At 38.4% G+C, this 25,177-nt stretch carries 28 protein-coding genes, 4 tRNA genes and 1 pseudogene; 14 read left to right on the top strand and 19 right to left on the bottom strand.

Going from position 1 to position 25,177, the window contains the following annotated elements; genetic code table 11:
• Positions 1–215: 215 nt before the first annotated feature.
• Entirely contained in the window at positions 216–638 is a 423-nt protein-coding gene (locus tag AC1M9D_RS12140) for a GNAT family acetyltransferase (protein ID WP_179999046.1), read from the top strand.
• Between the two features lie 6 nt (positions 639–644).
• Here AC1M9D_RS12140 and AC1M9D_RS12145 read toward each other — a convergent pair whose 3' ends face one another.
• The 4 genes from AC1M9D_RS12145 to AC1M9D_RS12160 all read right to left on the bottom strand — a co-directional run bounded on the left by AC1M9D_RS12145 (position 645) and on the right by AC1M9D_RS12160 (position 2,390).
• Positions 645–1,421 (bottom strand): class I SAM-dependent methyltransferase, encoded by a 777-nt coding sequence (locus AC1M9D_RS12145; RefSeq protein WP_481612280.1) that lies wholly within the window; start codon positions 1,419–1,421, stop codon positions 645–647.
• Positions 1,422–1,553: 132 nt separating this feature from the next.
• Positions 1,554–1,629 (bottom strand) — tRNA-Phe (locus AC1M9D_RS12150).
• A 135-nt stretch (positions 1,630–1,764) separates the two neighbouring features.
• Positions 1,765–1,840: transfer RNA gene (locus AC1M9D_RS12155), tRNA-Phe, on the bottom strand.
• Positions 1,841–2,012: 172 nt separating this feature from the next.
• Positions 2,013–2,390 carry a GNAT family N-acetyltransferase gene (locus AC1M9D_RS12160; protein WP_481588832.1) on the bottom strand — a complete coding sequence of 126 codons (378 nt, stop codon included), beginning with the start codon at positions 2,388–2,390 and terminating at the stop codon, positions 2,013–2,015.
• A gap of 93 nt (positions 2,391–2,483) precedes the next feature.
• On the opposite strand from AC1M9D_RS12160, the gene hisB reads away from it, so the two are divergent.
• Both hisB and hisH read left to right on the top strand, forming a co-directional pair.
• Positions 2,484–3,077 (top strand): imidazoleglycerol-phosphate dehydratase HisB, encoded by a 594-nt coding sequence (gene hisB / locus AC1M9D_RS12165; RefSeq protein ID WP_035267557.1) that lies wholly within the window; start codon positions 2,484–2,486, stop codon positions 3,075–3,077.
• On the top strand, positions 3,077–3,694 hold the full coding sequence (gene hisH / locus AC1M9D_RS12170; RefSeq protein ID WP_035267559.1) for an imidazole glycerol phosphate synthase subunit HisH: 618 nt from the start codon (positions 3,077–3,079) through the stop codon (positions 3,692–3,694). The genes hisB and hisH overlap by 1 nt, the downstream gene beginning before the upstream one ends.
• A gap of 50 nt (positions 3,695–3,744) precedes the next feature.
• On the opposite strand, the gene AC1M9D_RS12175 is transcribed toward hisH, so the two are convergent.
• The gene (locus AC1M9D_RS12175) at positions 3,745–4,173 is read right to left on the bottom strand and encodes a helix-turn-helix domain-containing protein (protein WP_481595775.1); all 429 of its coding nucleotides are present in this window, start codon (positions 4,171–4,173) and stop codon (positions 3,745–3,747) included.
• A gap of 556 nt (positions 4,174–4,729) precedes the next feature.
• Between AC1M9D_RS12175 and AC1M9D_RS12180 the strand changes: the two genes are divergently transcribed.
• The 3 genes from AC1M9D_RS12180 to AC1M9D_RS12190 all read left to right on the top strand — a co-directional run bounded on the left by AC1M9D_RS12180 (position 4,730) and on the right by AC1M9D_RS12190 (position 7,293).
• Positions 4,730–5,491, top strand: coding sequence for a hypothetical protein (locus AC1M9D_RS12180; protein ID WP_179999052.1), 762 nt, complete (start codon positions 4,730–4,732; stop codon positions 5,489–5,491).
• A 129-nt stretch (positions 5,492–5,620) separates the two neighbouring features.
• Entirely contained in the window at positions 5,621–6,352 is a 732-nt protein-coding gene (gene hisA / locus AC1M9D_RS12185; RefSeq protein ID WP_035267561.1) for a 1-(5-phosphoribosyl)-5-[(5-phosphoribosylamino)methylideneamino]imidazole-4-carboxamide isomerase, read from the top strand.
• 53 nt (positions 6,353–6,405) lie between these two features.
• On the top strand, positions 6,406–7,293 hold the full coding sequence (locus tag AC1M9D_RS12190) for a DMT family transporter (RefSeq protein WP_481612281.1): 888 nt from the start codon (positions 6,406–6,408) through the stop codon (positions 7,291–7,293).
• Positions 7,294–7,295: 2 nt separating this feature from the next.
• Here the strand turns inward: AC1M9D_RS12190 and AC1M9D_RS12195 are convergent, their stop codons facing one another.
• The 4 genes from AC1M9D_RS12195 to AC1M9D_RS12210 all read right to left on the bottom strand — a co-directional run bounded on the left by AC1M9D_RS12195 (position 7,296) and on the right by AC1M9D_RS12210 (position 9,657).
• A complete protein-coding gene (locus AC1M9D_RS12195; RefSeq protein ID WP_481612282.1) occupies positions 7,296–7,610 on the bottom strand; it encodes an antibiotic biosynthesis monooxygenase family protein in 315 nt (104 codons plus the stop codon).
• 26 nt (positions 7,611–7,636) lie between these two features.
• On the bottom strand, positions 7,637–8,029 hold the full coding sequence (locus AC1M9D_RS12200; protein WP_035267567.1) for a DUF4870 family protein: 393 nt from the start codon (positions 8,027–8,029) through the stop codon (positions 7,637–7,639).
• 62 nt (positions 8,030–8,091) lie between these two features.
• Complete coding sequence (locus tag AC1M9D_RS12205; protein ID WP_481612283.1) at positions 8,092–8,682, bottom strand: DUF1294 domain-containing protein; 591 nt, start codon at positions 8,680–8,682, stop codon at positions 8,092–8,094.
• Positions 8,683–8,706: 24 nt separating this feature from the next.
• Positions 8,707–9,657, bottom strand: a complete 951-nt coding sequence (locus AC1M9D_RS12210) for a homoserine kinase (protein WP_481612284.1) — start codon at positions 9,655–9,657, stop codon at positions 8,707–8,709.
• A gap of 114 nt (positions 9,658–9,771) precedes the next feature.
• On the opposite strand from AC1M9D_RS12210, the gene hisF reads away from it, so the two are divergent.
• Positions 9,772–10,530 (top strand): imidazole glycerol phosphate synthase subunit HisF, encoded by a 759-nt coding sequence (gene hisF / locus AC1M9D_RS12215; RefSeq protein WP_035267573.1) that lies wholly within the window; start codon positions 9,772–9,774, stop codon positions 10,528–10,530.
• 266 nt (positions 10,531–10,796) lie between these two features.
• Here hisF and AC1M9D_RS12220 read toward each other — a convergent pair whose 3' ends face one another.
• A complete protein-coding gene (locus AC1M9D_RS12220; RefSeq protein ID WP_180028773.1) occupies positions 10,797–11,432 on the bottom strand; it encodes a sterol desaturase family protein in 636 nt (211 codons plus the stop codon).
• Positions 11,433–11,631: 199 nt separating this feature from the next.
• Here AC1M9D_RS12220 and AC1M9D_RS12225 point away from each other — a divergent pair, with 199 nt between their 5' ends.
• Positions 11,632–12,639 (top strand): AraC family transcriptional regulator, encoded by a 1,008-nt coding sequence (locus AC1M9D_RS12225; RefSeq protein ID WP_481612285.1) that lies wholly within the window; start codon positions 11,632–11,634, stop codon positions 12,637–12,639.
• Positions 12,640–12,681: 42 nt separating this feature from the next.
• Here AC1M9D_RS12225 and AC1M9D_RS12230 read toward each other — a convergent pair whose 3' ends face one another.
• Positions 12,682–12,927, bottom strand: a complete 246-nt coding sequence (locus AC1M9D_RS12230) for a hypothetical protein (protein ID WP_092766470.1) — start codon at positions 12,925–12,927, stop codon at positions 12,682–12,684.
• Positions 12,928–12,999: 72 nt separating this feature from the next.
• Positions 13,000–14,043, bottom strand: coding sequence for a DNA/RNA non-specific endonuclease (locus AC1M9D_RS12235; RefSeq protein ID WP_481588826.1), 1,044 nt, complete (start codon positions 14,041–14,043; stop codon positions 13,000–13,002).
• 300 nt (positions 14,044–14,343) lie between these two features.
• Here AC1M9D_RS12235 and AC1M9D_RS12240 point away from each other — a divergent pair, with 300 nt between their 5' ends.
• A complete protein-coding gene (locus tag AC1M9D_RS12240) occupies positions 14,344–14,706 on the top strand; it encodes a hypothetical protein (protein WP_228133254.1) in 363 nt (120 codons plus the stop codon).
• Positions 14,707–14,776: 70 nt separating this feature from the next.
• Here AC1M9D_RS12240 and AC1M9D_RS12245 read toward each other — a convergent pair whose 3' ends face one another.
• Positions 14,777–16,657: a potassium transporter Kup gene (locus AC1M9D_RS12245; RefSeq protein ID WP_179999076.1), complete on the bottom strand. Its 1,881-nt coding sequence runs from the start codon at positions 16,655–16,657 to the stop codon at positions 14,777–14,779.
• A 123-nt stretch (positions 16,658–16,780) separates the two neighbouring features.
• On the opposite strand from AC1M9D_RS12245, the gene AC1M9D_RS12250 reads away from it, so the two are divergent.
• The 3 genes from AC1M9D_RS12250 (at position 16,781) to AC1M9D_RS12260 (ending at position 17,558) form a co-directional block, all read left to right on the top strand.
• A tRNA-Ser gene (locus AC1M9D_RS12250) sits at positions 16,781–16,871 on the top strand.
• A 206-nt stretch (positions 16,872–17,077) separates the two neighbouring features.
• A complete protein-coding gene (locus tag AC1M9D_RS12255; protein WP_035267585.1) occupies positions 17,078–17,305 on the top strand; it encodes a hypothetical protein in 228 nt (75 codons plus the stop codon).
• A 177-nt stretch (positions 17,306–17,482) separates the two neighbouring features.
• A tRNA-Thr gene (locus AC1M9D_RS12260) sits at positions 17,483–17,558 on the top strand.
• Between the two features lie 49 nt (positions 17,559–17,607).
• Here AC1M9D_RS12260 and AC1M9D_RS12265 read toward each other — a convergent pair.
• The 3 genes from AC1M9D_RS12265 to AC1M9D_RS12275 form a co-directional block, all read right to left on the bottom strand.
• Complete coding sequence (locus AC1M9D_RS12265; RefSeq protein WP_481612286.1) at positions 17,608–18,447, bottom strand: class I SAM-dependent methyltransferase; 840 nt, start codon at positions 18,445–18,447, stop codon at positions 17,608–17,610.
• 8 nt (positions 18,448–18,455) lie between these two features.
• Positions 18,456–19,754 carry an FAD-dependent oxidoreductase gene (locus AC1M9D_RS12270; RefSeq protein WP_481597198.1) on the bottom strand — a complete coding sequence of 433 codons (1,299 nt, stop codon included), beginning with the start codon at positions 19,752–19,754 and terminating at the stop codon, positions 18,456–18,458.
• A gap of 448 nt (positions 19,755–20,202) precedes the next feature.
• On the bottom strand, positions 20,203–21,072 hold the full coding sequence (locus AC1M9D_RS12275; protein ID WP_035267590.1) for a pirin family protein: 870 nt from the start codon (positions 21,070–21,072) through the stop codon (positions 20,203–20,205).
• Between the two features lie 300 nt (positions 21,073–21,372).
• Between AC1M9D_RS12275 and ycaC the strand changes: the two genes are divergently transcribed.
• Both ycaC and AC1M9D_RS12285 read left to right on the top strand, forming a co-directional pair.
• Positions 21,373–21,999, top strand: a complete 627-nt coding sequence (gene ycaC, locus AC1M9D_RS12280; protein WP_035267592.1) for an isochorismate family cysteine hydrolase YcaC — start codon at positions 21,373–21,375, stop codon at positions 21,997–21,999.
• Between the two features lie 122 nt (positions 22,000–22,121).
• Positions 22,122–23,045 (top strand): LysR substrate-binding domain-containing protein, encoded by a 924-nt coding sequence (locus tag AC1M9D_RS12285; RefSeq protein WP_481612287.1) that lies wholly within the window; start codon positions 22,122–22,124, stop codon positions 23,043–23,045.
• Positions 23,046–23,090: 45 nt separating this feature from the next.
• Here the strand turns inward: AC1M9D_RS12285 and ahpC are convergent, their stop codons facing one another.
• From ahpC to AC1M9D_RS12300, 3 genes and pseudogenes are all read right to left on the bottom strand, one after another.
• Positions 23,091–23,654: an alkyl hydroperoxide reductase subunit C gene (ahpC, locus tag AC1M9D_RS12290; protein WP_035267594.1), complete on the bottom strand. Its 564-nt coding sequence runs from the start codon at positions 23,652–23,654 to the stop codon at positions 23,091–23,093.
• A 421-nt stretch (positions 23,655–24,075) separates the two neighbouring features.
• On the bottom strand, positions 24,076–24,570 hold the full coding sequence (locus AC1M9D_RS12295; RefSeq protein ID WP_481586844.1) for a flavin reductase family protein: 495 nt from the start codon (positions 24,568–24,570) through the stop codon (positions 24,076–24,078).
• A 112-nt stretch (positions 24,571–24,682) separates the two neighbouring features.
• Positions 24,683–25,095, bottom strand: a pseudogene (locus AC1M9D_RS12300) (uroporphyrinogen decarboxylase/cobalamine-independent methonine synthase family protein); the annotation flags it as partial.
• Positions 25,096–25,177 lie beyond the last annotated feature (82 nt).

Below are 25,177 nucleotides of genomic sequence, written 5' to 3' on the forward strand. Positions count from 1 at the left end.
AGAATTAGGTCGCCCTCATACCCAAGTTGTCTCTTAAATTTGAGTAGCTTAAGGGAACTCAGCCTTTCAAACCTTTATGCAACAAAGCCATTCCTATCTAAAAAAGACTGCATAAATGTAAAGCAGAAAATAGACACATAAGATAATTATGAGTTATCAATTTCATCAGAGTAGGCTAATCTCTGTATTAAAATTAACCACCATTTGAGCGCATCATGTTTATCATTCGTCCTTATATTGAGACTGACTTAGAAGACATCATTCAACTCTGGGAAAGATGTGATCTAACACGACCATGGAATAATCCGGAAATTGATATTTTTAGGAAGGCTGCACAAAAAGATGACTTATTCTTGGTGGCTGTGAAAGATCAGTTCATTATCGCAACATTAATGGGTGGTTACGACGGTCATCGCGGGTGGATCAATTACCTCGCGGTACATCCCAATCATCAACGGAATGGTGTTGCTACAGCGTTGATTCAACATTTGGAAAAAAGATTGATTGCACTTGGTTGTCCAGAAGTTCAGCTTTTAGTGCAAAAAGAATTTATTGATATTCAAAACTTTTATGAACAATTGGGATATGACGAAAAAGAAGTTGTATGCCTTGCTAAAAGACTCATTCACGACCATTAAGAAATTTTATAAAACAGGAGCATTTATCAATTTACCGATCCGTAAAAATATTGGGAATCGAATATTAAATTTATGACCGGTATCATTATTCAAAGTTAAGGCATATTGGCTCATCTGATTTAAGATTTGTGTCGCCTGATTATTGGCTTGCGTATTTTGTTTAAGATATTTCTTTAAAGCTGACCATGTATTTAAATAATCAATCAACTGATCAATCCGCCATTTACAATGCATGTGCTGCTCACAGGTCGGGATTTCTTCAAAAGGAAATGGAATCGTTTGATATTTCAGATCAATATAGTGACGCTCACTCTCCCAATATGTTTTCAATACTTGGTGATATAGCTTTTCAATACAGCTTTGAAGCTCCTCATTCTCCACTTCAATAAGCCCATATCCAATCACTGCAAAGACACCCTGGGGCTTCAGTGTTCGATAGACCTCTTGAAAAAATAACTCGAAGTCAAACCAATGAATGGCTTGGGCAACTGTAATCAGGTCAAAACATTGTGCTTTAAAATTGCTATGTTCAGCATTATCAATTCGGTAAATTACATTATCTATTGCTGGGGCTTGCTGAAGTTGTGCTGCGCTTATATCCGTTGCAATGACTTGATTAAAATGCGGAGCCAATAAGCGGGTGAATTGTCCTGAACCTGCCCCGCAATCACAAGCCATTTCATAGTTCTGAACATATTTGAAGATTTCGTCAATCACACTTTGTGGATAACTTGGACGAGCTTGTTGATAAAGCTCACTTTGATCAGAAAATAGGTCTTTCATTTTTTATTCTGAATTTGATCGAGAAATCAACCTTAGCACATCAAAAAAAATGGATGATGAATGACTTCGATTCATTTTGTATTATTTTATAAGCAAAAAAAATCCTCAACATTGTTGAGGATTTTTCGAATATGGTGGCGAGACCCAGGATCGAACTGGGGACACACGGATTTTCAATCCGTTGCTCTACCAACTGAGCTATCACGCCGATGGGGTGTATTAAGCCGTAACTGAGCTCAATAGTCAATAAAAATCATGCATTTTTTATTTGTTCGAGTAAATTTTACCCAAAAAAAATCTCTGATGGGATCAGAGATTGAAAATACAAATTCTTAAAAGAATATGGTGGCGAGACCCAGGATCGAACTGGGGACACACGGATTTTCAATCCGTTGCTCTACCAACTGAGCTATCACGCCGATGTCGCGTATTAAACAGTTTCATCTCGATATAGTCAAGCAAGTTTTTGGGATATTTAAACAAATGGATGTTTTTAAAACAACATTTAGATTATTCGATGTAAATACATACAAATCCAATAAAAAAAGCCAGTATTGACTGACTTTTAATATTTAAAATCGAACAATAGTTTTAAATTTTTTCCAAACTACTTAAACAACGATGTATTGCACCACATCCAGGCTCAAAATGATTAACGCCTTTCTCTTCTTCCATTCGACATGCTTCACTCACTAAGCGCTCTGCGACACCACGTCCACGGTTAGCCGGATGAACTACGATATTTTCAAGCGTTCGACTTTCACCTTGTCCAGTTGACCAAATGGCCCCAATGATCTTTGTATTAAATTCTGCCGTGTAAAGTAAGGTATACTGAGTTAAGTTTTGCTCAAGTTGTTCAATGGCATCTTGTCCGTCACTAAATTCTGGACTGGTGTCATATAAGCGCTCAAGCTGTTCACGAACTTCAACATTATCAAGCGAAGTTATTGCATGTACGGTTATAGGCATTGATTAACCCTCCTGAGCAATCTAATATGCTGTCACTTTCGTGACATCGAAAATCTACATTCATCATTTTTAACGTTTTTGAGGAACGTGTCTATGACGCAACGTATCAGTGAAGTGGTAAGAAACACAAACGAAACCAAAATTCGTGTTCGCGTGAATCTTGATGGTACTGGTCAAGGCACCCTCAATACAGGTGTTCCATTTTTAGACCATATGATCGACCAAATCAAGCGTCATGGTTTATTTGATATCGATATTCATTGCGACGGCGATTTAGAAATTGATGATCACCATACAGTAGAAGACTGTGGTATTACCCTTGGTCAGGCATTTGCACAGGCTTTAGGTGACAAAAAAGGTTTACGTCGCTATGGTCACTTCTATGCACCACTTGATGAGTCCTTGAGTCGTGTCGTTGTTGACCTATCAGGCCGCCCTGGCTTATGGATGGACATTCCATTTACGCGCGCGCGCATTGGTACTTTTGATGTCGACCTATTCTCTGAGTTTTTCCAAGGCTTTGTGAATCACGCATTAATGACACTCCACATAGACAATTTGAAAGGTAAAAATAGCCATCACCAAATTGAAAGTGTATTTAAAGCATTTGCACGAGCACTTCGTATGGCTTGTGAAGTAGATCCACGTGCAGAAAATACTGTAGCTTCAACCAAAGGTACTTTGTAATGACCCGTATTGCCCTTCTTGATTATGGCATGGGAAATCTTCACTCAGCAGCAAAAGCACTTGAGCATGTTGGTGCAACCGTTGATGTGACCAATGATCCTAAGCTGATTGCTCAAGCAGATAAAATTGTGTTCCCAGGCGTTGGTGCAATGCGTGATTGCATGCAAGGTATGCACGAGGCTGGCATTGACGAGGTTGTACGCAATGCCGTTTTCAACAAGCCTGTCCTTGCGATTTGTGTCGGCATGCAAGCTCTGCTGCAACACTCTGAAGAAAATGGTGGTGCAGATGCATTAGGCATTTTTGATGGTGCTGTTAAACGCTTTCCAGATATTGAAGGTTTAAAAGTTCCCCATATGGGTTGGAATCAGGTACACCAAGCAGATCCAAGCCATCCAATGTGGAACAACATTGATCAAGATGCTCGTTTCTATTTCGTACATAGTTTCTATGTTGAACCGAAACAATCTGAGATCATTGCTGCGACATGTAACTACGGTTTGGAATTCTGCACCGCAATCCATAAAGATAATTTGTTTGCTACTCAGTTCCATCCAGAAAAAAGTCATACAGCTGGCTTACAGTTGTTGAAAAATTTTGTAGAGTGGAAAATTTAAAGCCATAATAAAGCTCACTGTTTTCAGTGAGCTTTTTTTCAGACTTTACTCTAAATATCTTTTACGACAAAGCCACCTTCAATTGGCTCAACAGTTACTTTAATTTCTGCTTTTAGATTCAGCGCAGCATAACGACTTTTAAGTTCTGAAATTAATTGTTCTGGCGTTGCATCTTTTAAAGCCAACTCATCCTTCAAATGATACTGTTTAAAACTTTCTGATTTTTTACCATCTTTTGCGTCTGAAACCCATCGTTCTGCAGCACTCAGTACTTTCGCTAATTCAACTAGATGTTGAGCATTGGCAGGAGTTGACTCTTGCACCCATTTCGACAGTGTTTCCTTAGAGACTCCCAATGCATTCACCACATCAGTCGGTTTAATGTTTTTCTCTTTGATCAATTTTCTAAGTTTTTTAGCACCTTCGCTAAATAAATCATCTTCTTGAACTGCCATCGCTTCTGTCCAAATCTTATTCACTGTCTGCAGTTTCAATTTAACATTAAGCCTATGCAGTTGAGTCTAATATTGCCAAACAAATCAGATGAAATTGAAATTATTTTCAATATAGATAATTCACAAATAAAAGTGTGATCTAATTTTTCTCATTACTCAGTTTGAATTAAAAAGAAAAATAAATTGACCCAATGATTAATTGTTAACTTATGTAAAGACAATGAGCACCAATTTTAATCATTAAAAAAATACACAAAATTCACAAAACCAATCAACGAATCGAACAAGTTGGCATTTTAGGTATTTACACCATGCTACTCGATAATATTCATGCATTATAAGTGTACATTTATTCTATCAAGCACCAAATTAAACCACAATAAATAATTGATTTTGTTAACATTTTTAAACATTACCCTTGTGTTGTATTAAGTTGCTGTTTTTACGGCATATCTTCAAAATTATTCCACTTATATTGTTTTTTTTCGATTTGTCTGAAATTTTTTTCTTTGTTAATTATGAACTTGCTGAAACAACAAAGATCCAACACTAACCACATATATTTTGGAGCAATCTGCACATGTTTAAACTTTTTACTGGAAAAATCAGTGGCGTTCTAAGCCTTGCTTTACAGGGAATTACGAAAGCAGTTGGTTTTATTCTAGAAACCGTAACGACAGTTGTAGATACCGTTGTTGACACAGTAGGGACGCTGACCAAACCATTAACGGATAAGTTAACAGAATTGCCACTGATCGGAGATACAGTGGAATCGGTACTCAATCTTGAAAATAATTTACTAGGAAATTTAAGCGGAGGCTTACACGCTATCGCTGATGATTTTTCGAAGGGAGATCTATTAGGGGGCATTAATACTGCATTGAATGGCACTACTGCAACTGTAGGCCAAACCATCAAAGATGTTTCAAATGTTGTAGGTGAAGTCGCTGGTTTAGCCGATCCCGTGACCGACCTGCTAAGCCAAGTGCCAGGTTTAGGTGCTGTCGTAGATGTTGTCGGAGAAACCTCTTCAAATCTTTTGGGATTCGTGAGTGAAACGGGAGATTATGTCGCAAGTACCAAACCTCTTGATCTCGTGACTGGTCTCATTGATGATCCTTTAGGCAGTGTCACAGGAACATTAGGAGATGTCTCAGGAACATTAGATAATTTACTGGATGATTTAGCACCTGTTACAGATGCTCTGTCATCGATTCCTGTCGTGGGTGATCTTGTAGGATTCACGGGAGAGATCACAAATGCTTTAGGTGCAATCCCAACCAGTATCACACCAACTAGCTTTGATCTAATCTCTAACTTAGATACAACACCATACATTTAATTCAAAGTTCGTCTAAAAAACCGTCAACATTGTTCTGACGGTTTTTTTTCATTGTTACTTCGCTCATTTGATGTTTCTTTGCTAAGATTGCTGCGAATAAACTCCAGAATACTGGCAAGGAGCGAAAGCATGCTGATTATCCCTGCAATTGACCTTAAAGATGGTAAATGTGTCCGTTTAAAACAAGGTCGTATGGAAGACGATACCGTTTTCTCTGATGATCCTGTGGCAACAGCACAACATTGGGTAGACGCTGGCGCTCGCCGTTTACATTTAGTTGATCTAAATGGTGCTTTCGCTGGTACACCTATTCACAAACCTGTTGTGGAAGCGATTGCAAAAGCACAACCTGAACTGCCAATTCAAATTGGTGGTGGCATCCGTTCTCTTGAAACCATCGAACACTACTTAGATGCAGGTGTATCATTCGTCATTATTGGTACAAAAGCAGTCAAAGAACCTGAGTTTGTTGAGGAAGCTTGTAGAAAATTCGCAGGTCACATCATTGTCGGTATTGATGCAATCAATGGCATGGTCGCCACTGATGGCTGGGCAAATGTAACTGACGTAAAAGCAACTGATTTAGCTAAACGCTTTGCAGATGCTGGTGTATCTAGTATCGTGTATACCGATATTGCACGTGATGGCATGATGCAAGGTGTGAATATCGAACAAACAGTTAATCTTGCGACTTATTCAGGTTTACCTGTGATCGCTTCAGGCGGTGTGACCAATCTTGACGACGTTCGCAACTTAAAAGGTCAGCCTGGTATTTTAGGTGCGATTACTGGTCGTGCAATTTATGAAGGCACTTTAAATCTTCGTGAAGCTCAATTATTACTTGATGAACAAGCGCTCTAATAGCGCATGTTTCTAAAGAGGTCTTAGGACCTCTTTTTTCTTACTTAAAAAATATGTTGAATTTATCTCCTACCCTTAAAACCAAAACACCACAACTTGCCCTCATTGCAATTACGATGATTTGGGGTGCCAGTTTCATAACAGTCAAATATGGATTGAGCTTCAGCACACCAGTGCTTTTCGTTGCCTTTCGATTTGCAGCAGCTGCGCTGGCTGTTGGTCTCATCTCACTTCAATATTGTAAAAATTTTAGTGCCAAAGATATTTGGGCAGGATTTTGCATTGGAACAGTGATTGCAAGTGGCTATGGAACGCAAACCATTGGCTTACAGACCATCACCAGTAGCGAGTCTGCCTTTTTGACAGCACTTTATGTGCCGTTGGTTCCCATCTTATTGTGGTTGCTCTTTAAAAAAAGGCCACATGTCATGACATGGATAGGGGCAGGACTCGCCTTTGTAGGTTTAGTTTTCTTAACAGGCAATGGGTTTGGTGCTATTCGGCTTGAATTTGGTCAGATCATTACCTTGATAGGATCAATTGCGATTGCACTTGAAATTATTCTCATTAGTTACTTTGCGCCTCGAGTCAATTTACGCCGAGTGACGATATTACAACTCATTTTTGCATCGTTAATTTGTTTTCTAATGGCACCATTGGTGGGTGAAACACAACTCCCTGAGTTTAACTGGATCTTCGTTGCGATTATTGGAGGTTTAGGACTTGCAAGTGCAATCATTCAGTTAGTCATGAACTGGGCTCAACGCGTGGTTGATCCTTCACAGGCTGCCATTATTTATTCTGGCGAACCTGTTTGGGCGGCTTTGATTGGGAGATTAGCAGGTGAGCGTTTAGCTATGCTCTCAATTTTAGGTGGCGTGTTGGTTGTGCTCGGTGTAATTACCAGTGAGTGGAGACCAAAATTTAAGAGGAAAGAATAAGCTTATTGGGGCTCTTTTAGCTTTAACATCATACATGGTTGAAAATACTGCACTTCAGGCATAGGCGCATAAAAGGGATGCAAGAGTTCCTTCCATTTTAAATACGCCTCTGACTGCCTAAAACCTTCTGTATGATCTTCAAGTTTGTCCCAGTAAATCAGTAAAATATAAGCATGTTCATTATTCGTATTTTTAATCAGCTGAACCGCATTTAGCCCCTTCATTGGTGAAATAATGTCTTTAGCTAATTTAAAAGCATTTTCGAATGCCTCACTCTGGTTCATTTTGATATTTAAATGAACATGCTCAATAATCATGACACCACCTCATTCATGAGTTTTAATTATTGATACATTGGCTCGTTATCATTGACCTTAATAATTCCTTTGATCGCACGATAAACAATCCAAACCCATGACAAACCAATCACTGCGATACAGAATGTTGTTGCACCCAGTGCTACACCAGCAAAGGCATTAGGATTGTCACCCGTGAAGAATAAGAACAAAAACGGCAGGAACGCGATGATATTCCAAATTAAATACCACCAAAAAGTACGAATTTGCCAAGTAAAATGACTTTCAAAAATTGAGCCCTGTACCTTTGATCGTTTCCAATAGTTAATAATTAGCGCAATAACCGCCAAAATACCTGCTGAAAAAATAGCGATGATATACAGGATGTAAAGTAAAATCGTTAAGCTGCGGTTTGGATCTTGATCAGCTGTATAATTCATAAAGTCACCTTTTTAATTTTTTTGAGGTTTTATAATTTCAAACCATTAAATGGTGAAATTATTCATAAAATAATCAGTATATTAAACGCTATAGTACAGAAATAAATTTTTCGAAATGGTTGTTTTTGTGTTTTATGACGCAAGCGTTGCTGAGCAAGCCAAGCACTCGGCCATCCTCCTAATATAGAAACCACATGTAATGTATTTTCTGGTACACGTTGACTCCCCTGTTGAGCCGCCGCTTTATCGTGTGCATATAAGCCATAGGTGATCAGGTTCATCAATAAAATGACCAACACCACCATCATACTCAATAGCCCCAATAGGACTAATGTAGCAAGCGTCAAGATATAAGCAATAATCGCTACTTGCATCGGTTGCATTTTTTGTTGAGTAACTGGTGAATGACGCGGCTTCGTTTTTACTTTTTTTGCCTGAGTCGCTTTTAAGTATGTTACTTGTTTCGCTTTAAATCGACCTTGACCATCCAATTGAACGATATACTCCAAAGCACAACCTGGAATCGGTCTTGGGCCTGGTTTGGCAAAATCTTTAATGTGAAGGAAAACGCGATCTTTGGATGAATCATTGGGTTGAATAAATCCATAGCCTTTTTCATCAAACCATTCAACTAGACGACCTTGATCACGCATATTTCCCCCAGATTTTTTAAATTTTTAAGCTGTGACAAATTTTAATCTTTCAACCAGCATATTGCGCATTTCTAAAGGATTTTTTTGCAAAATATCCTCGCTAACACGCCCCATTTCTTTGTTCTTTTGAGCCACTAGCAAACGCATCATCCAGAAACGTCCAGCTGCCATCGCTAAATAGAGTTCTAGGCATGATTTTTCATCACTGGTCATTTCACGTACACTTTGATAAGCCTCCAAGAATGCTAAGGCCTTTTCCTCATTCAAATGAACACTTGGATATTCTGTACAGAAATCATTCATCGTAATGGCGATATCAAACAAAAGTTCATCTTTATTCAACTCATAAAAATCGAGTATCCCTTTTAAAGTAGCCCCTTCAAATAAAGTGTTATCTCTAAATAGGTCAGAATGGATAAAACCTCGTGGACGATCAGGGTACATTGCGGTAAGAGCGTCATATAAACCTAACAAACTATTTAATAATACTTGATCGGCTGGATTTAACGTAGGTCGAAGCTGCTGAGCCACACTTAACCAATAATCATGATTACGATACTCTGCGCGTTCTAAGGGAAAGTTATCGAGAGCCACATGTATTTGAGCCTGTGCAATAGCAATGGACTGAACCTGTTCAAGTGATGAAGGCATAGGATGCTTGCCACGCATTCTAGGCGCAATTTGTGCAGGTTTATTTTTTAAGATCTGAATCGAACGTCCTGAATGTTTCAAAGGTACAGGCACAGGCAGACCTGCATGACCCAGATGCTCAAGTACAGGGACGAGTTCACCTGCGCCTTGCTTATCCATATCTTCAAAAATTGTTAAAACAAATTCGGTTTGATCTGCACAAACTAGAAAATAGTTCGTATTTTGAATACCTCCTTGAATCGGAATCAGGTCAATCACCTCTAATCCATAAGGCGTAGCAAAATCCTGAACTTCCGTTAAAGTCAAAGTGGTATAAACCGACATAAAAAAACCTGCGAAAAAACTTACATTATTTTGATAGAATACCTGCTCCGACTACCAAGGTGTAGCACCAAAGTCTGTAAGTTTCATAATCGGCTGTTATTTTTGGAAAAAATTATGCTTGCTAAACGTATTATTCCTTGCCTCGACGTAGATAACGGTCGAGTTGTAAAAGGTGTTCAATTCCTTGATATTCGTGATGCAGGCGACCCAGTTGAAGTAGCACGTCGTTATAACGAACAAGGTGCAGATGAGATTACTTTTCTCGATATCACTGCAACATCTAATGGGCGTGACACCACTTACCGTACGGTTGAGCGTATGGCTGAAACTGTATTTGTACCACTGACCGTAGGTGGCGGTGTTCGTAAAGTTGAAGATATTCGTTTATTGCTTAACGCTGGTGCAGACAAAGTCAGTATTAACTCAGCTGCTGTCTTTAATCCTGAATTCGTTCAAGAAGCCTCTCAACGTTTTGGTGCACAATGTATTGTAGTTGCGATTGATGCAAAAAAAACGGGTGAAAATAAGTGGGAAATTTTCACACATGGTGGTCGCAAACCAACGGGTATCGATGCGATTGAATGGTCTGTGAAAATGGCAGAATACGGCGCAGGCGAATTGCTCATTACGTCAATGGATGCAGATGGTACAAAAGCTGGTTATGACTTAGCATTGATGCGTCAAATTAATGATCGTGTAACGATTCCAACGATTGCTTCAGGCGGTGTGGGTAATCTTCAACATCTAGCAGACGGTATTTTACAAGGGGGGGCTGATGCGGTGCTTGCAGCCTCTATCTTCCACTTTGGTCAACACACCATCCCGGAAGCAAAACAATATTTAGCTGAACAAGGCATTGAAATGCGTCTTTAATCAGGCCCATAAAAAAGAGGCAAATGCCTCTTTTTTTTGCAAAAAAAAAGAGCCCGAAGGCTCTAAAAACCAAGAAAAAACAGCGCTTGGTTCGTTATGCAAAGCGATAAACTGGAGAGTTCTACCATCAGATTTTCATTCTCCGATTTATTCATCTCATATCATAAATGACAGATCTGCACGAAATCTTGACAAAAGCTACATATTTTATTGACCAATCATGACAAACCAGATGTCAATTCAGCCAATTCCATATCTAATCTGACTTACTCCACTATAGCCAAAGCTTTTTTTGAAATATCGGAGCGCGCTGCTTTCTGCTCAACCCACTTTGCGGGGAAATATTGTTCAACAATATGATTGACTCGTTTTGAAATAAAAGACGGTAACTGCACCCCTAAAGGGTTATCTTCCTTCAAATCTGGCGTTGAAATGACACGTGTTCCTAAAATGTAATCAAACCAAGGCTTAGTGACACACCAATTTGCATCTTGATTGGCGTTCATATGGTGGTCATAGTGCCAAGGAATTTTCTTTTTTGCCCAATGAGGTTCGAGGTGAGCTCTGCGATGCGTGTAGTAGTAGTTACAAGCACTATAAAGCACGGATAAACTCATGCCTTTCGAGATTGGATAAAATGCTGTTCCAAATACAGCAGCAACAATCCCCAATGATACGATTTCATTTTTTGTTCGCCAATTTGAGATTCCCTCTACATAACCCTCATCATGGAAATCTTGTGTTCTAACTTCACGGTGATGTGCCCAATGAGATTCCATATTTTTAGGCACAGGACTAAACCTCGCTTTACCCGGACGGTGTACACCATGTAGAACATATTTATGCGCGACCCATTCAAATCCATTGGCAATGATTAAGCCTGCAACAAAACCTTTAATCATGTTCAAAATCCCTGTTTCTTTTCTTTCAATATATCTAACTCAAGCTCTCAACCATTGACGCAAGATAAAATTTTCATTGACAAATCACGACATATTTTTCAATGTCGTATGGTAGAAAAAGCGCTTGTATGGCACTGTAAAAACAGGCTTAATAACTCATCGTGATTTCAATTGATAAAACAAGAAAAGTATTAATCACATGCAGCAGATAAAGGATTATTCAGGCTCGGTTCATGGTGGACTTGGACATCTCTTACATAATTATTGTGAAGAGAGCGGTCTCCCTATTTCTGTAAAATTGGCAAGTATTCAGCAAGCCGAACGCTTTGACTTTAGCATTTGGCGTGAAATATTAAATGAAATTTATGAAGTACACCCACAACCTGCGTTAGGGTTAGAAATTGCTCAATGGGTCAAACCGCAACATTTAGGCATTATCGCGTATATCGCTTTATCATGCGATAACCTAGCAGAAGCACTCACCCGTTATCATGAATATCATCGTTTAATTTATGATGGTACACCTCTCGCCGTTGATCTGGAGCAAGGCGTATTTAGCGTACGTTGGGAAGATTTGCCAATGCATTTGTCGACACAAATCACGGATGAAATTGCGATGGCATTATTGGTTGAATTTCTAAAACGTTATGCGGGTATTGAGCATTTACATATTCAAGAAATTCACTTTCGCTTTCCAGCACCAAAAAATATTGCGATTTATGAGCGTTTTTTTCAGAGCAAAGTAAAATTCTCTCAGCCTCATGTCAAGCTTACTTTTCCAAGCCAGCTCCTACAAGCACCGATTAAACAAGCTGATCAAACTTTACAAAAACTCCTGATGCAACAAGCTCAAGATTTGTTAAGTCGACTCCCCAACAACACACAAATCGATGAGCGGTTACAGCAAGCCATTCTGATTGGAATCCAAAGACACAATTATCAAATTCAAACTGTCGCAGAACAAGTGGGAATGTCAGTCAGACAACTTCAGCGCCATTTACAAAATCAAGGTGATACCTATCAGCAGCGCGTTCAAGAAGTTCGCAAACTTCTAGCGATTCAATATTTACAAGATCCTTATCTCAGCTTACACGAGATTTCGTTATTGCTCAGTTATTCCGAACAAAGTGCATTCCAACGCGCATTTCGTCAGTGGATGAAGATGACGCCCCAACAGTGGCGTATTCAACATCATATTCGCACTTGATGATTGTGAATTTAAGTCTTCAGTCTAAAGATGATTGATGAATCACAAGAAAGGATTTTCTATTTCATTCTCAGCCGTCGTTTCTATTTTTTCTGCTAAATTTTTTTGATCTTCTAAGTAGATGACCATTGCATCTAAATATTGTTTTAACGCTTTCGCAGCGGCTAAACCGGCTTGATCTTTGGTGATTTGCAAGTTGCCATAAATACTCACACGATCAAGATCGTTTTCAAGCGTCAAGTCATGAATGGAATGTGACTCAGTCCCATTTTTAAAAGGCTTAAACATGGCAAATCTCTTTAAGTTTATAAATATCAATCCCTGAAGATAAATGAATCTTCAGGGCGAATTCGAGCTTTTTTATTTAAGGATTTGTAATAAATATTGCAACAACGCTTGAACCAACTCTTTCACGATTGCATCTTGTGCTTGTTCATCGATCTTAGCCTCTTGATTCGTTGCGGTTGTATTGACAGGTACGCTTTGACTACTAAACTCTTTTTGCAGCGCTTTGAGTTGATCTGTTGAGATATCAACTGCACATTGGCTTTCGGCATCCCAGTGCGAATACTCTATCGCTTTTTGGGCTTTGACCTGATTGGCTTTTAATGGCAATTTATAAGTATTACGCTTTTGCTCAGATGTAAGTTGAGGAAACAGATTCATGCCAAGCACTTCTTCTAACTGGCATACACTGACCACTTGCATCTGTAGTGAATTATTATTGGGAGCGTAATATGCGCCAATAGCACCTGTTTTAGGTATATATACGGCTTTAAACACCGCTGTTGGAACAATAACACCGCGTCCAATGGTTTTCAGTTTTTTGCCACTATATACAGGCCCGGTAATCACATACACATCATGTTTCTGCTTCGTAACGATTGCACGTGTCGCTTCCTCAATTTCTCGCCAGATTTGTTGGTTATTCTGCGGAGCTTGAGGAACCATATTGGCTAAAGAAAAACTGTCGTACTGTGCAGCTTTATTTGGCATATCAGCATTTGGAGCCATATGACCACGGTCATATCCCGACCCACGATAATCTGATAATAATGCTCGATGCTTTTCTGCTACACGAGTCTCCTCATGGAAACTGTCTTCTCTTTTTATTTTTTGGCTCAGCCGATCTGGATTCAGATATTCAGCTACCCATAATGGTGTTTTTGAGACACCAGAATACATAGTGGTGAATCCATTAAAGCATAATGGGTAGCGATCTTTATTTAAGCTCTCTTTGATTAAATAAGGTGGCTCTTGGCGATAAAATTGATTTAGACAAGCTGTATTATTAACCGAACCTGAAAATGGCAGATATGAAGACAACTTTTCTTGACCGAAAGCAATTGCAAAGCTTCCTGCTGCAACAATACCTAATACAGCTTTTACCACAATATTATTCAAACTCAGATTACCTATTCATTCCGTGTTCAACTTCTGGCCCAATGCGTGGGCTTTATTCAAAACCGGCCACAGCTTAACAAGCTATGAATTTGAAGTACATCAAGTGAATTTTCAAGTGAATAAAGGATCTTCGCATTCCGTTCAAATATCACTCAAAATAAGTAACAAATTGTTGTTTTTATAGAATAGTTTTTTAATACTCTTTAAGGTTTTACGTGTATTTGATTGAATTACATCAATTACTTGTGAGATGGTATAAAAGTTATTTAGTAAATTAAAAGAATTGAAAGTGAGGACACTATGAAATTAGCACATACTTCTTTGACAGCATTAGTAATGGGTTTATCTTTAGCAAGTGCAAGTGCATTTGCTGAGCCACCAGTTCAAGCTGGCGAAACTTTGGAAAGCCTTTCTAAAGCTAAAGTCGTAACAACAGTGAATGGTCAGCCTGGTACTTTACAAGAAGTATTAGCTAATGGTCAGATGAAAGTTATTTCTGAAGGTGCTACAACACAAGCGCCTGCTGATGCGAAAGCGCCTATTGGAAACTTACCACCTGCTGAAGCAGAAGAAACTGCTCCTCAAGCACAAACTGCAGTTCCAGCTCAACCTGAAGTAAATGCAACTGAAGAAGCCCCTGTAGAAGCACCAGCGGCTGAGTAAGGTATTAGACTTAATAAAAAAACCGCCTTGAGGCGGTTTTTTTATATCCAAAATTTTAGCAAACGCTTACTCAGATTTCGATCTGGCTTCCCATTTCGACTACGCGATTTGGTGGAATTAAATAGAAATCACTCACAGGACTGGTATTCCGCTGCATTGATATAAATAATTTTTCACGCCATGGCGCCATTCCTTCTCCCACGGTATGAATCAGACGATCACGTGAAATAAAGAAACTAATTTGCATCATATCAAATTCAAAATTTAACTGCTCATATGCCGCTTTCAGCGCAACTGGAATGTTGGGTTGGTCTTTAAACCCATAATATACAAAAATCCTAAAGAATCGATTATCCATCTTTTCTACACGAATTCTCTCAATATCAGGTACATATGGTACATCTTTAGTAATGACCGTAATCATCATATTACGTTCGTGTAGAACCTTATTATGCTTAATATTGTGCAACATCGCATGTGGAACGATATTAGGTGTTCCTGTGAGGAAAATTGCATCCCCAGGAACGATCAGCGTTTCATCACTCATCTTGACACTTTGAATAAAGAGATCAATAGGTAACGCATCAGACTCAAGCTTATTAAGTACGATTTGACGGCCATCTTTCCACGTCATTAAAACGGTAAATACAATTGCACCAATCAAGATCGGCACCCATCCACCACCAACAATTTTTAAAGAAGTCGAAGCAACAAAAATGAGGTCGATGATCAATAAAGGCACAGCAAAAAGGGCTACTTTCCAAACAGGCCAGCGCCAAACGCCATAAGCTAAAATCGAAATTAAAATCGTACCACACAGCATAGTCATGGTCACTGCTACACCATAGGCACTGGCAAGATTCGCACTATTTTCAAATAATAAAATGAGAATAATGACTGAAATAAATAATACCCAGTTGATGAATGGGACATAGATTTGTCCTTGTTCAATATCAGAGGTGTGTTGCACGGTTAAACGCGGTAAATAGCGTAATTGGATCGCTTGATTGACCATTGAGAATACACCCGTAATCACCGCTTGTGAGGCAATCACAGCAGCAGCGGTTGCAAGACCAATCATTGGAAATAAAGCCCAATCAGGGACCAACAGGTAAAATGGGTTCTCAATTGCATTTGGGTCTCGTAAAAGTAGAGCACCTTGACCCGCATAGTTAAAAACTAGACTTGGCAATACAATCACAAACCAAGCAAGCTTAATGGGCATGCGACCAAAATGTCCCATATCTGCATATAGTGCTTCACCCCCCGTCATCGTTAAAATGACGGCACCCATCGTGAGGAATGCAACAAAAGGTTGGTTGATGATAAAGCCAAACGCCCAGTGCGGACTGATCATTGCCAACACGAACGGTGTTTGCATAACACTCCATAAGCCTAATAGTCCAATAGATGCAAACCACAATAATGTGATTGGTCCAAAGAACTTACCCATGGTCGCCGTGCCGTGGCGCTGAATTAAAAACAGTGCTGTTAAAATACCGACGGCCAATGGTAATAACCATTGATTAAACATCGGAGTCGCAATACTTAAACCTTCAATCGCAGATAAAATAGAAATTGCTGGGGTAATAATGCCATCACCAAAAAACAGTGATGCACCGATAAAGCCCAAGGCAATGAGATAAATTTTGCGCTGATCTGCAATACGAGTTGAACGTAGATTTAAGGCAAGAAGCGACATAATACCGCCTTCACCATTGTTATCTGCCTTCATAATGACTGAGACATATTTAAAGCTGATGGTGAGCATCATGCACCAGAAAATGAGCGACAAAATGCCCAGAACGGTTGCCTCAGTAATTGCAATATGAGCCGTAAGGAAGCATTGACGCAATGCATACAGAGGACTGGTTCCAATGTCACCAAACACCACCCCTAATGCTGCCAATGTTACCGCAGGAAGTGCGGCTTTTTTTGCAGTGCTTTGCATATTTTAGTCTTCATGCATTCGACAGAATTTTTCGGCAATCATATCACTGGCTAAAAACTTTTTCTTTAAATCAATTGTTTCAACTTGGCATCTGCTTTTTTTTTAGTTATCATCGCACGCCTTGGTGAAGTGTCCGAGTGGCTGAAGGAGCACGCCTGGAAAGTGTGTATACGTTAATAGCGTATCGAGGGTTCGAATCCCTCTTTCACCGCCAGAATTTAAAAAACCGAATCATGAGATTCGGTTTTTTTTCGCCTAAAACTTCGCTTTTGGCACGTATCTCGCTTCATTTTACTGTCATCAACATCATGTTAAGTTAATAAAAACAATACTTAAGGAGCTGAACAACCTAACAACGTTATTCAAATAGATGATTTTTGCACACCTATAAAATAGAGAACCTGCTATTCCGGAGATAATATGAATAACAGCGCCAACTATGTAAAACAAATTAAAAATGCAAAACGTGGTGGCTACACACCCACTATCGCTAAAGATGTGAATAAACACAAAATTCAAAAAGCGCTAAGATTAATTGAGCAATGGAGAAAATTAGCACAAGAGTTAAAACCTCAAATGCAATTTGATATGGCTTATACTCTTGAAGAGTGTGCACAAGACCTTGATCGTATTCTAAAAAACAAATAGCTGATCCTATAAAATTCTCTCAAGATGCCTGTACACGCTATGACGGGCATCACTATAAAATGAGGAGAAAAGAAGATCAAAAATAAAGCAAAAACAATTCATCCTGCTCAATTTTAATTAATCGATTAATTTTTGACTTGCGTTTTAGTGAAAAAACGCTATTATTCTCTCCACGTTGCCGGCATAGCTCAGTTGGTAGAGCAACTGACTTGTAATCAGTAGGTCCACAGTTCGAATCCGTGTGCCGGCACCATTTTATACTTAGCCTCGCTTTTTAGTGAGGCTTTGTTGTTTTTGATGATTTATTTTTTACTTGCACTCACTTGTACATATCGTACGATTCCCTCTTGATAAAGTTTCGCACACAACTTTGCTGTCATCTTAATTTTTGCCAAATCTAAAACGTGATACGAATGAGCTTGGATGTTCTTTTTAAAAATATCACTCTGAATATACGTTGCAAATCCTGCAAATACCTCGCGACTCAAATCTTGAATATGTATATCTCTAAAACCCGTTTGCACTAAGATTGATTGTGTTTCATCGAATGAGTGCAAATGGTTCAGTTGAACGTCAGCTGCTTTTAATAATAATTTAACTTTCAATTGCGCTAGAGGACTCAAAGTATAGAACTTTGAATTCAAAGCAAGATAATGAAATGCTAAGCGTCCTTTTGAATTCAAAATACCATCTACAGAACGAAGAAATAAATTCAAATTACTGTGATAAGCAGCATCGATGCAAATTGCCGCATCAAATTTAAATTCAAATGATCTAGATTCTAAATTTAAAAATGTTCCCTGCGAGATCCGATTGACATGAGGTAAAAACTTACGCGTATGATTTACATAATATTCTTGTAATTCAATTCCTTCCAAGTATTCGATTTGAAATTTTTCTTTCCATAAAATTAGGCTAGCACCTTGTCCACAACCTAAATCAATTAATTTATCTTTTGAATTTAAATCAATAGATTGAGCAAGGGTTATTGCGAGTAACTCGCAGGCTTGTGGATAATTCAGCTGGTCAGTTTTCCACAGACCTAAATTACTCCAAGCACAATTACGGTAATCCCCCAATAAAGCTGCATTGATCGCATATTTATGTCGAGGGGCTTTCATCCATGCTTGGAGCTTCTTCATTCAATCCCTTAATATCCTAACTCTGGTGCAACCTGTACCTTAGGCTTTAAACCTAAAAATGGTAACGGCGCATCGAGTAATTTTGCTATATCCATTGCTGAAGTCACCGCTGACTCCAAAATTGGTAATCCATCACATGACCAAGAGCCACAATAAAATACTTTACGACCTTGTTGTTGGTGACGAGCATTCAACTCATGCGTTAGTGGTAGAGTATGTCGGTCTACAACAGCTCTAGTGAGTTTCACTTTATGTATTACTTTTTTAGGATCAATCTCAATTACTGGATTCCAAGTTTGAAAAACAGGAGATTTACCCACTAATGTTGGCTCAATCGAATTCAGCCAAACAGTGAAATGCTGTTTAGTAAATTTACGATCCATCATATAACTCAATACGCACCAATCTTTACGCTTCACAGGCATTACCACTGAATCAGTGTGAATGACCAATTCACCATCAACAAACTTAAATTGTTTGAGAAGTGCAATATCATCCGCAAACTGTTCAGCATCTAAAAACTCATGAACTTTTGTTGTTGGTGTCGCGACAATCACGCGATCAAATAAGTCAGATTCACCTGCTTCATTTTCCACATAGACTAAATCACCCTGCTCTTGTACACGAGTAATGGGCTGCCCACTTCTTAAATCGATATCTTCCAGCAATTTATCAACGAAAGCTGGCGTCCCACCTTGAATTCGAAGGAGTGCATCTCCATCCGTCAGTTGGCGTAAGAAAATCAACAATGGTTTTGCTGGCCATTCACCAATGGTTTTTGCATCACATGTACAAATGGTAAATAGGACAGGCATGACTGCCCCATTCCAAAATACTTCTTCTATTTGGTTATATTTAACGAACTCATCTAAAGTGATATCTTGATTTTTAGATTTAAAAAACTGCTTCAATGCAGATCTAAGTTGTAACATCCCTTTCACTAAACGGATGCCATATTGCTTTAATCCTTTTCGATTGTTAATGATTGGAAAGTTGCCTATGCGTGAACGTGATGTTGTCAGCCAAGTTTCGATTTTATCTTCAAATAACCAGCTACATGACATATATGTACGTACTGGAAAAGTGTTGAGACCCAAATGTGTGGCAAGACTCAATGTATTTTTCCAGAGCATTGGATTCATGACACGTAATGGCGAATCAATAATCCCACCTTCATACTCAAGACTATAACTATCCATACCACGCCCTGGAAGCGCCTCGAAAACTGTGATCTGGTGACCAGCATCCTTGAGAATTCTCGCAGTTGCCAACCCTGCCATACCACTTCCAATCACTGCAATTTTCAAAATTATGATCCAAGCATTAAAAATTTTTTTAATTATGCGATAGAACACTTTGAAACTTGCTATTAAAAACTTCCAGATTTTATTTGTTTTTGATTAATTTTTAATCAAATAAATTTGCGTAAAATTCTTGCTACACTATTCGTCATACGCTAAATATTTAATACACTTGTATTTTTTAAGAAATCAAAAAATATGTTTAAAAACAAAATAGATATTTTCACCAATAATTTAATTTTTTAGTTTACAGCTTAAAAAAAATGCATTATCATTGTTTTGAAAATGAGAACTACATCACATTAATAAGAAACACAAATAGAATGTGATCTAGAAAATAAATATAAATTACAGCGTATAAGGACCTCTGTTGTGTGGGATAGAGGTCCTTTATTTTTTTAAAGTGATGATTACAAAAAAAGCGGAAATGATATTTCCGCTTTTCTCGTTCCAATTAACGTGCAATTTCACCAAATTTACCATTATTGAAATCATGAAAAGCTTGAATGATTTCTTCTTTGGTGTTCATGACGAATGGTCCATGCCCTTGAATTGGCTCATTTAGAGGCTCACCTGTAAGCACTAAAAATTGTGTATCTTTATATGCTTGCAATTGAATTGCTGCCTCACCATCACGAGCAAACATCACAATTGAACTGTCTAGAACTTTTTGAGTCCCATTAATTACGAGTTCACCATTCAACACTACAACCAATACGTTGTGATCTACAGGAACATGTATGAATGTTTCATACTCAGCTTTAAGCTGACCATCCCACACATTTATTGGAGTAAATGTTTCAGCAGGACCATAATGACCACCAAACTCACCCGCAATTACACGGATGTGACCAGCATCATCATCCATGGTAATTGTTGGAATATCATGAGATGTGATCGCTTGATAACGTGGTTGAGTCATTTTATCTTTGGCTGGTAGATTGACCCAAAGCTGTGCCATTTCAAGAATTCCACCTTTTTGAGCAAATTCAGGAGAATGAAACTCTTCGTGAACCAATCCGGCCCCAGCAGTCATCCATTGCACATCTCCTGCCTCGATAACACCACCACCACCACTGGAATCCTTATGTGCTAAACCACCTTGGTAGGCGATAGTCACTGTTTCAAATCCGCGATGAGGATGTGAGCCAACACCTAACTGACGTGTCGTTGGCTCAAAGTGATGTGGTGCACCATAATCTAATAACAAAAAAGGACTAAGTGCTTGACCTAACCGATCATAAGAAAATAAGTTACGCACTGGCAGACCATCACCAACCCAATGTGTATGTTGGTTACGATAAACCCCAATTACTCTTTTCATCTTTTACTCCTATATTCGATAGGATGAACATGCGCTCATTTTAGACTTTGCACAGAAAATAAAAAGAGCTTCACTGCCACACAGATTCCTATTTTTATGATTATAATAATCTAAATTAATTCATATATGTGACTATTCACTGAAATTTGAAATTCATGATTACAATATTCCTATTAATAAGACTAATTATCCTAAAAATGGTCACAAATTTATCTCATTTTCAGTCTAATATGACTGGTGACTGAATACGAGTTCATTGATACGTATTCACACTTACTAACATCATAGAGGCTAATAATAATGGGCAAACCTTACGTTCGTTTAGATAAAGATAATGCAGTAGTGCTTTTAGTCGATCACCAAACAGGTCTTCTTTCTCTTGTACGTGATATCGATCCTGATAAGTTTAAAAACAATGTTTTAGCACTCGCAGCAGCAGCAAAATACTTTAACTTGCCGACAATTTTAACAACAAGTTTTGAAGATGGTCCTAATGGTCCACTCGTTCCAGAATTAGTTGAAATGTTCCCTGATGCTCCATATATCGCGCGTCCAGGTCAAATCAATGCTTGGGATAACGAAGATTTTGTAAATGCTGTTAAAGCGACAGGTAAAAAACAGCTGATCATCGCTGGTGTTGTGACTGAAGTATGTGTTGCATTCCCTACACTTTCAGCTCTTGCTGAAGACTTTGATGTATTCGTGATTACTGATGCATCTGGTACATTCAACCAAATTACGCGCGATGCTGCATGGAACCGCATGTCTCAAGCAGGTGCTCAACTTATGACATGGTTTGGTGCTGCAGGTGAGTTACATCGTGACTGGCGTAATGATATCGAAGGTTTAGGTGCTTTATTCGGTGAGCATATTCCTGACTATAAAAACTTAATGGTTAGCTATGTAAAGAACACCACTAAAAAATAATATTTAATAAAAGCGACCTTTAGGTCGCTTTTTTTTACCATATTCAAAACCCAAGATGATTTCTTGAACGGCTTAGTTTAACCTATGCTTAAACTTTATCGGATCAGGCGTCGAGGTGAAAATTGCATTCATTTGATGACTATTACTATTTTTATTTGGTCGTTAAATACGGCGGTTTCAGTGCTGCTAGTGACGCGTCAAATATAACTAAATCAAAGCTTAGTCGACGTATTTTAGAACTCGAAGCAAAATTTAATGTCACACTCATTCAACGTTCTACTCGCCATTTCAAAGTAACGCCTTTAGGTCAAGAATTTTTTCAAGAATGTGAAAAAGTAATCAACCAAGCTGATTGCGCTCATAATGTTTTACTTAAACAGAAAAGTGAACCTCAGGGTCTAGTTAAAATTAGTTGCCCACCCGTAATGATGCGTTATCAAATTCGCTCTTTACTCAATGATTTTTTGAAGCGCTATCCAAAAGTTCAAGTCGAGATGGAATTAACCAGCCGACGCGTAGATGTATTGCACGATGATATTGACTTGGCGATCAGAACTAATTTTTCTGCCAATGAAGACTCCACCATCGTGGTTCGTGATGTCATCAAAACCACTCATTGTTTAGTGGCAACCCCTGAGCTTTTACAGGGTCGCGTTTTAGAATATCCAACTGAAATCAATGATTTTCCAACAATTGTTTTAGGAACTCAAAAAACACACTATCAATGGAATTTGCACCGAATTGAAGGGCATGATCTCATTGAAATTCCATTACAACCACGTATTAAAAGTAATGATTTGGCTGGTGTGTATTATTCAGTGATGGATGGATTAGGTATTGCAGATCTACCTTATCTTACAGTGCAAAAGGATTTGGCAGCAGGACGGCTTATACACATCTTGCCTGACTGGTGCTCAAAGATAGGGACTGTGCAACTCGTTTATGCATCACGTAAAGGACAACGACTCGTGATGGAAAAACTCATCGACCACTTGGTTGAAGGTTTACGACAAGCAGCACAAAATCAAGAAGGTTATGCCTCTTAATAAAAAACCAGCACATCGTGCTGGTTCTTTACTTTTCAACTTAATTTAGATCTTACCAACAAGATCGATTGATGGTGCAAGTGTAGCATCACCTTCTTTCCATTTCGCAGGACATACTTCGCCTGGGTGAGCATGAACATATTGAGCCGCTTTCACTTTGCGAAGAAGTTCTTGAGCATCACGACCAATACCACCTGCATTAATCTCTACAATTTGAATTTTTCCTTCAGGATCAATTACAAATGTACCACGATCTGCCAAACCTTCAGATTCAATCAATACATCAAAGTTTTTCGACAATGTCCACGTTGGGTCACCAATAAGTGGATACTGAATTTTACCAATCACATCTGAAGTATCATGCCAAGCTTTATGTGTGAAATGAGTATCTGTAGATACACCATAAATTTCTACACCTAACTTTTGGAATTCAGCATAGTTATCAGCAAGATCGCCTAATTCTGTTGGACATACAAATGTAAAATCTGCAGGATAGAAAAAGACAACAGACCATTTACCTTTAAAATCTTGCTCAGAAACTTCAATGAACTCACCATTTTGATAAGCAGTTGCATTGAATGGTTTGACTTCAGTATTGATTAAACTCATGTGTTTTCCTCTATTTCTTTGTGAGAGTGTTGCTTCATTGAAATAGAGAATACAAAAGATGATTAAATTGGTAAAACCGAAAGTATTTATAAAAACAATCGAATTTCTAGATTTAAAAGTTAATATATTTCTTTAAGAGAATGAATCAAATATAAAACACTGTTTATTTTTTGAAATTTATTCAATTGGTTTCAAATTTTTGAAAATAATACTTGTCTTTTTTCATCCCAAAGAGAAAGATCATTCACTCTGTATGATCATAAACGATTCGAGTAATATCCATTGGGCTTAACCTCACACTATGAAAGCTCACTGTTCGAGGCTTACGATTCACCATCTTTTCCCGAGATCATTAATCAAGCGCTGATCTATTTCTATAATCATTATATGAAACGATTGAAAATCTTGCTGCTCTAGCTCATTAAACTTCCTCTTCTGCACTCACCTGATGATAAGATCGATTAAAATAGACAAGACTTTCCTCTTGCGAGCTTTGTTGAATAGCTACAACTCGGCAAATAAAAATACTGTGTGTGCCCACTTGTTGAATTTGCTCAATCTCACAATCAAAACTGACTAAAGCGTCCTTTAAGACCGGGCAACCTGTTTTCAATTTACCCCATTGGGCTAATCCAAAACGTTGTTCTGCACTCAATTGACTCGATGCAAAAGCATTTGAAAGAGACTCATGTTGAGAACTGAGCACATTGACAGATAAAACTTTGTTCTCAATAAAATACTGATGAGATCGGGATGATTGATTCATACACACCAAAAGCGTAGCAGGTGAATCAGTAACGCTACATACAGCAGAAGCCGTGAAACCATGCTGTCCTGTTTCACCAGCTGTTGTAATAATATTGACTGCAGTGGTTAATAAAGACATTGCGTTTCTGTAGTCTGAAGCTTCAACCATTTTTCTCTTCTCAAATATAAATTGCTAAACTCGTGCGAACCTAGGATATAGGTGATTACACAGATGATCCATCTTGAATGTAGAAAATAAACTCAGCTAAAGCACTAACTTCTTAGTTTAAGATCGCTGAACCCATACTTAAGGCTTCAAGTTTGTCACGTCCCACGTGACGAGACAGTGGTATCATTCCACAGTGGGTTGAAGGGTATAGCTTATCAGCATCGACAAATTGCAAAACTTTACGCAAAGTGTTCACCATTTCGTCAAGTGTTTCAATTTGATTGGTTGCCACATCGATTACACCGATCATGACTTTCTTCCACGAATCAGTTCAATAAGATCCATGGATATATGTGAGTTTTGCACTCTAGAGAAATGATGCCCCAACTTAGATTTTTGTAGTATCGGGAGTGACGTTTCAAAAGGACACCGTTCATTACTCAAAGTTTGTTTCCCATTTTTATTATCTTTCATAGAATTACTTTTACAAATATGTATGGCGGTTTCACATTTCAATGATCCTAGCCAAAATAATGGACAGCACGTCCCTCTAAAGATAACGTAACTTTAATCTTTGGAGATTCAAGAAATGGCTAAACGTTTTAGT

The organism is Acinetobacter sp. ANC_7682 (genome assembly GCF_056779795.1).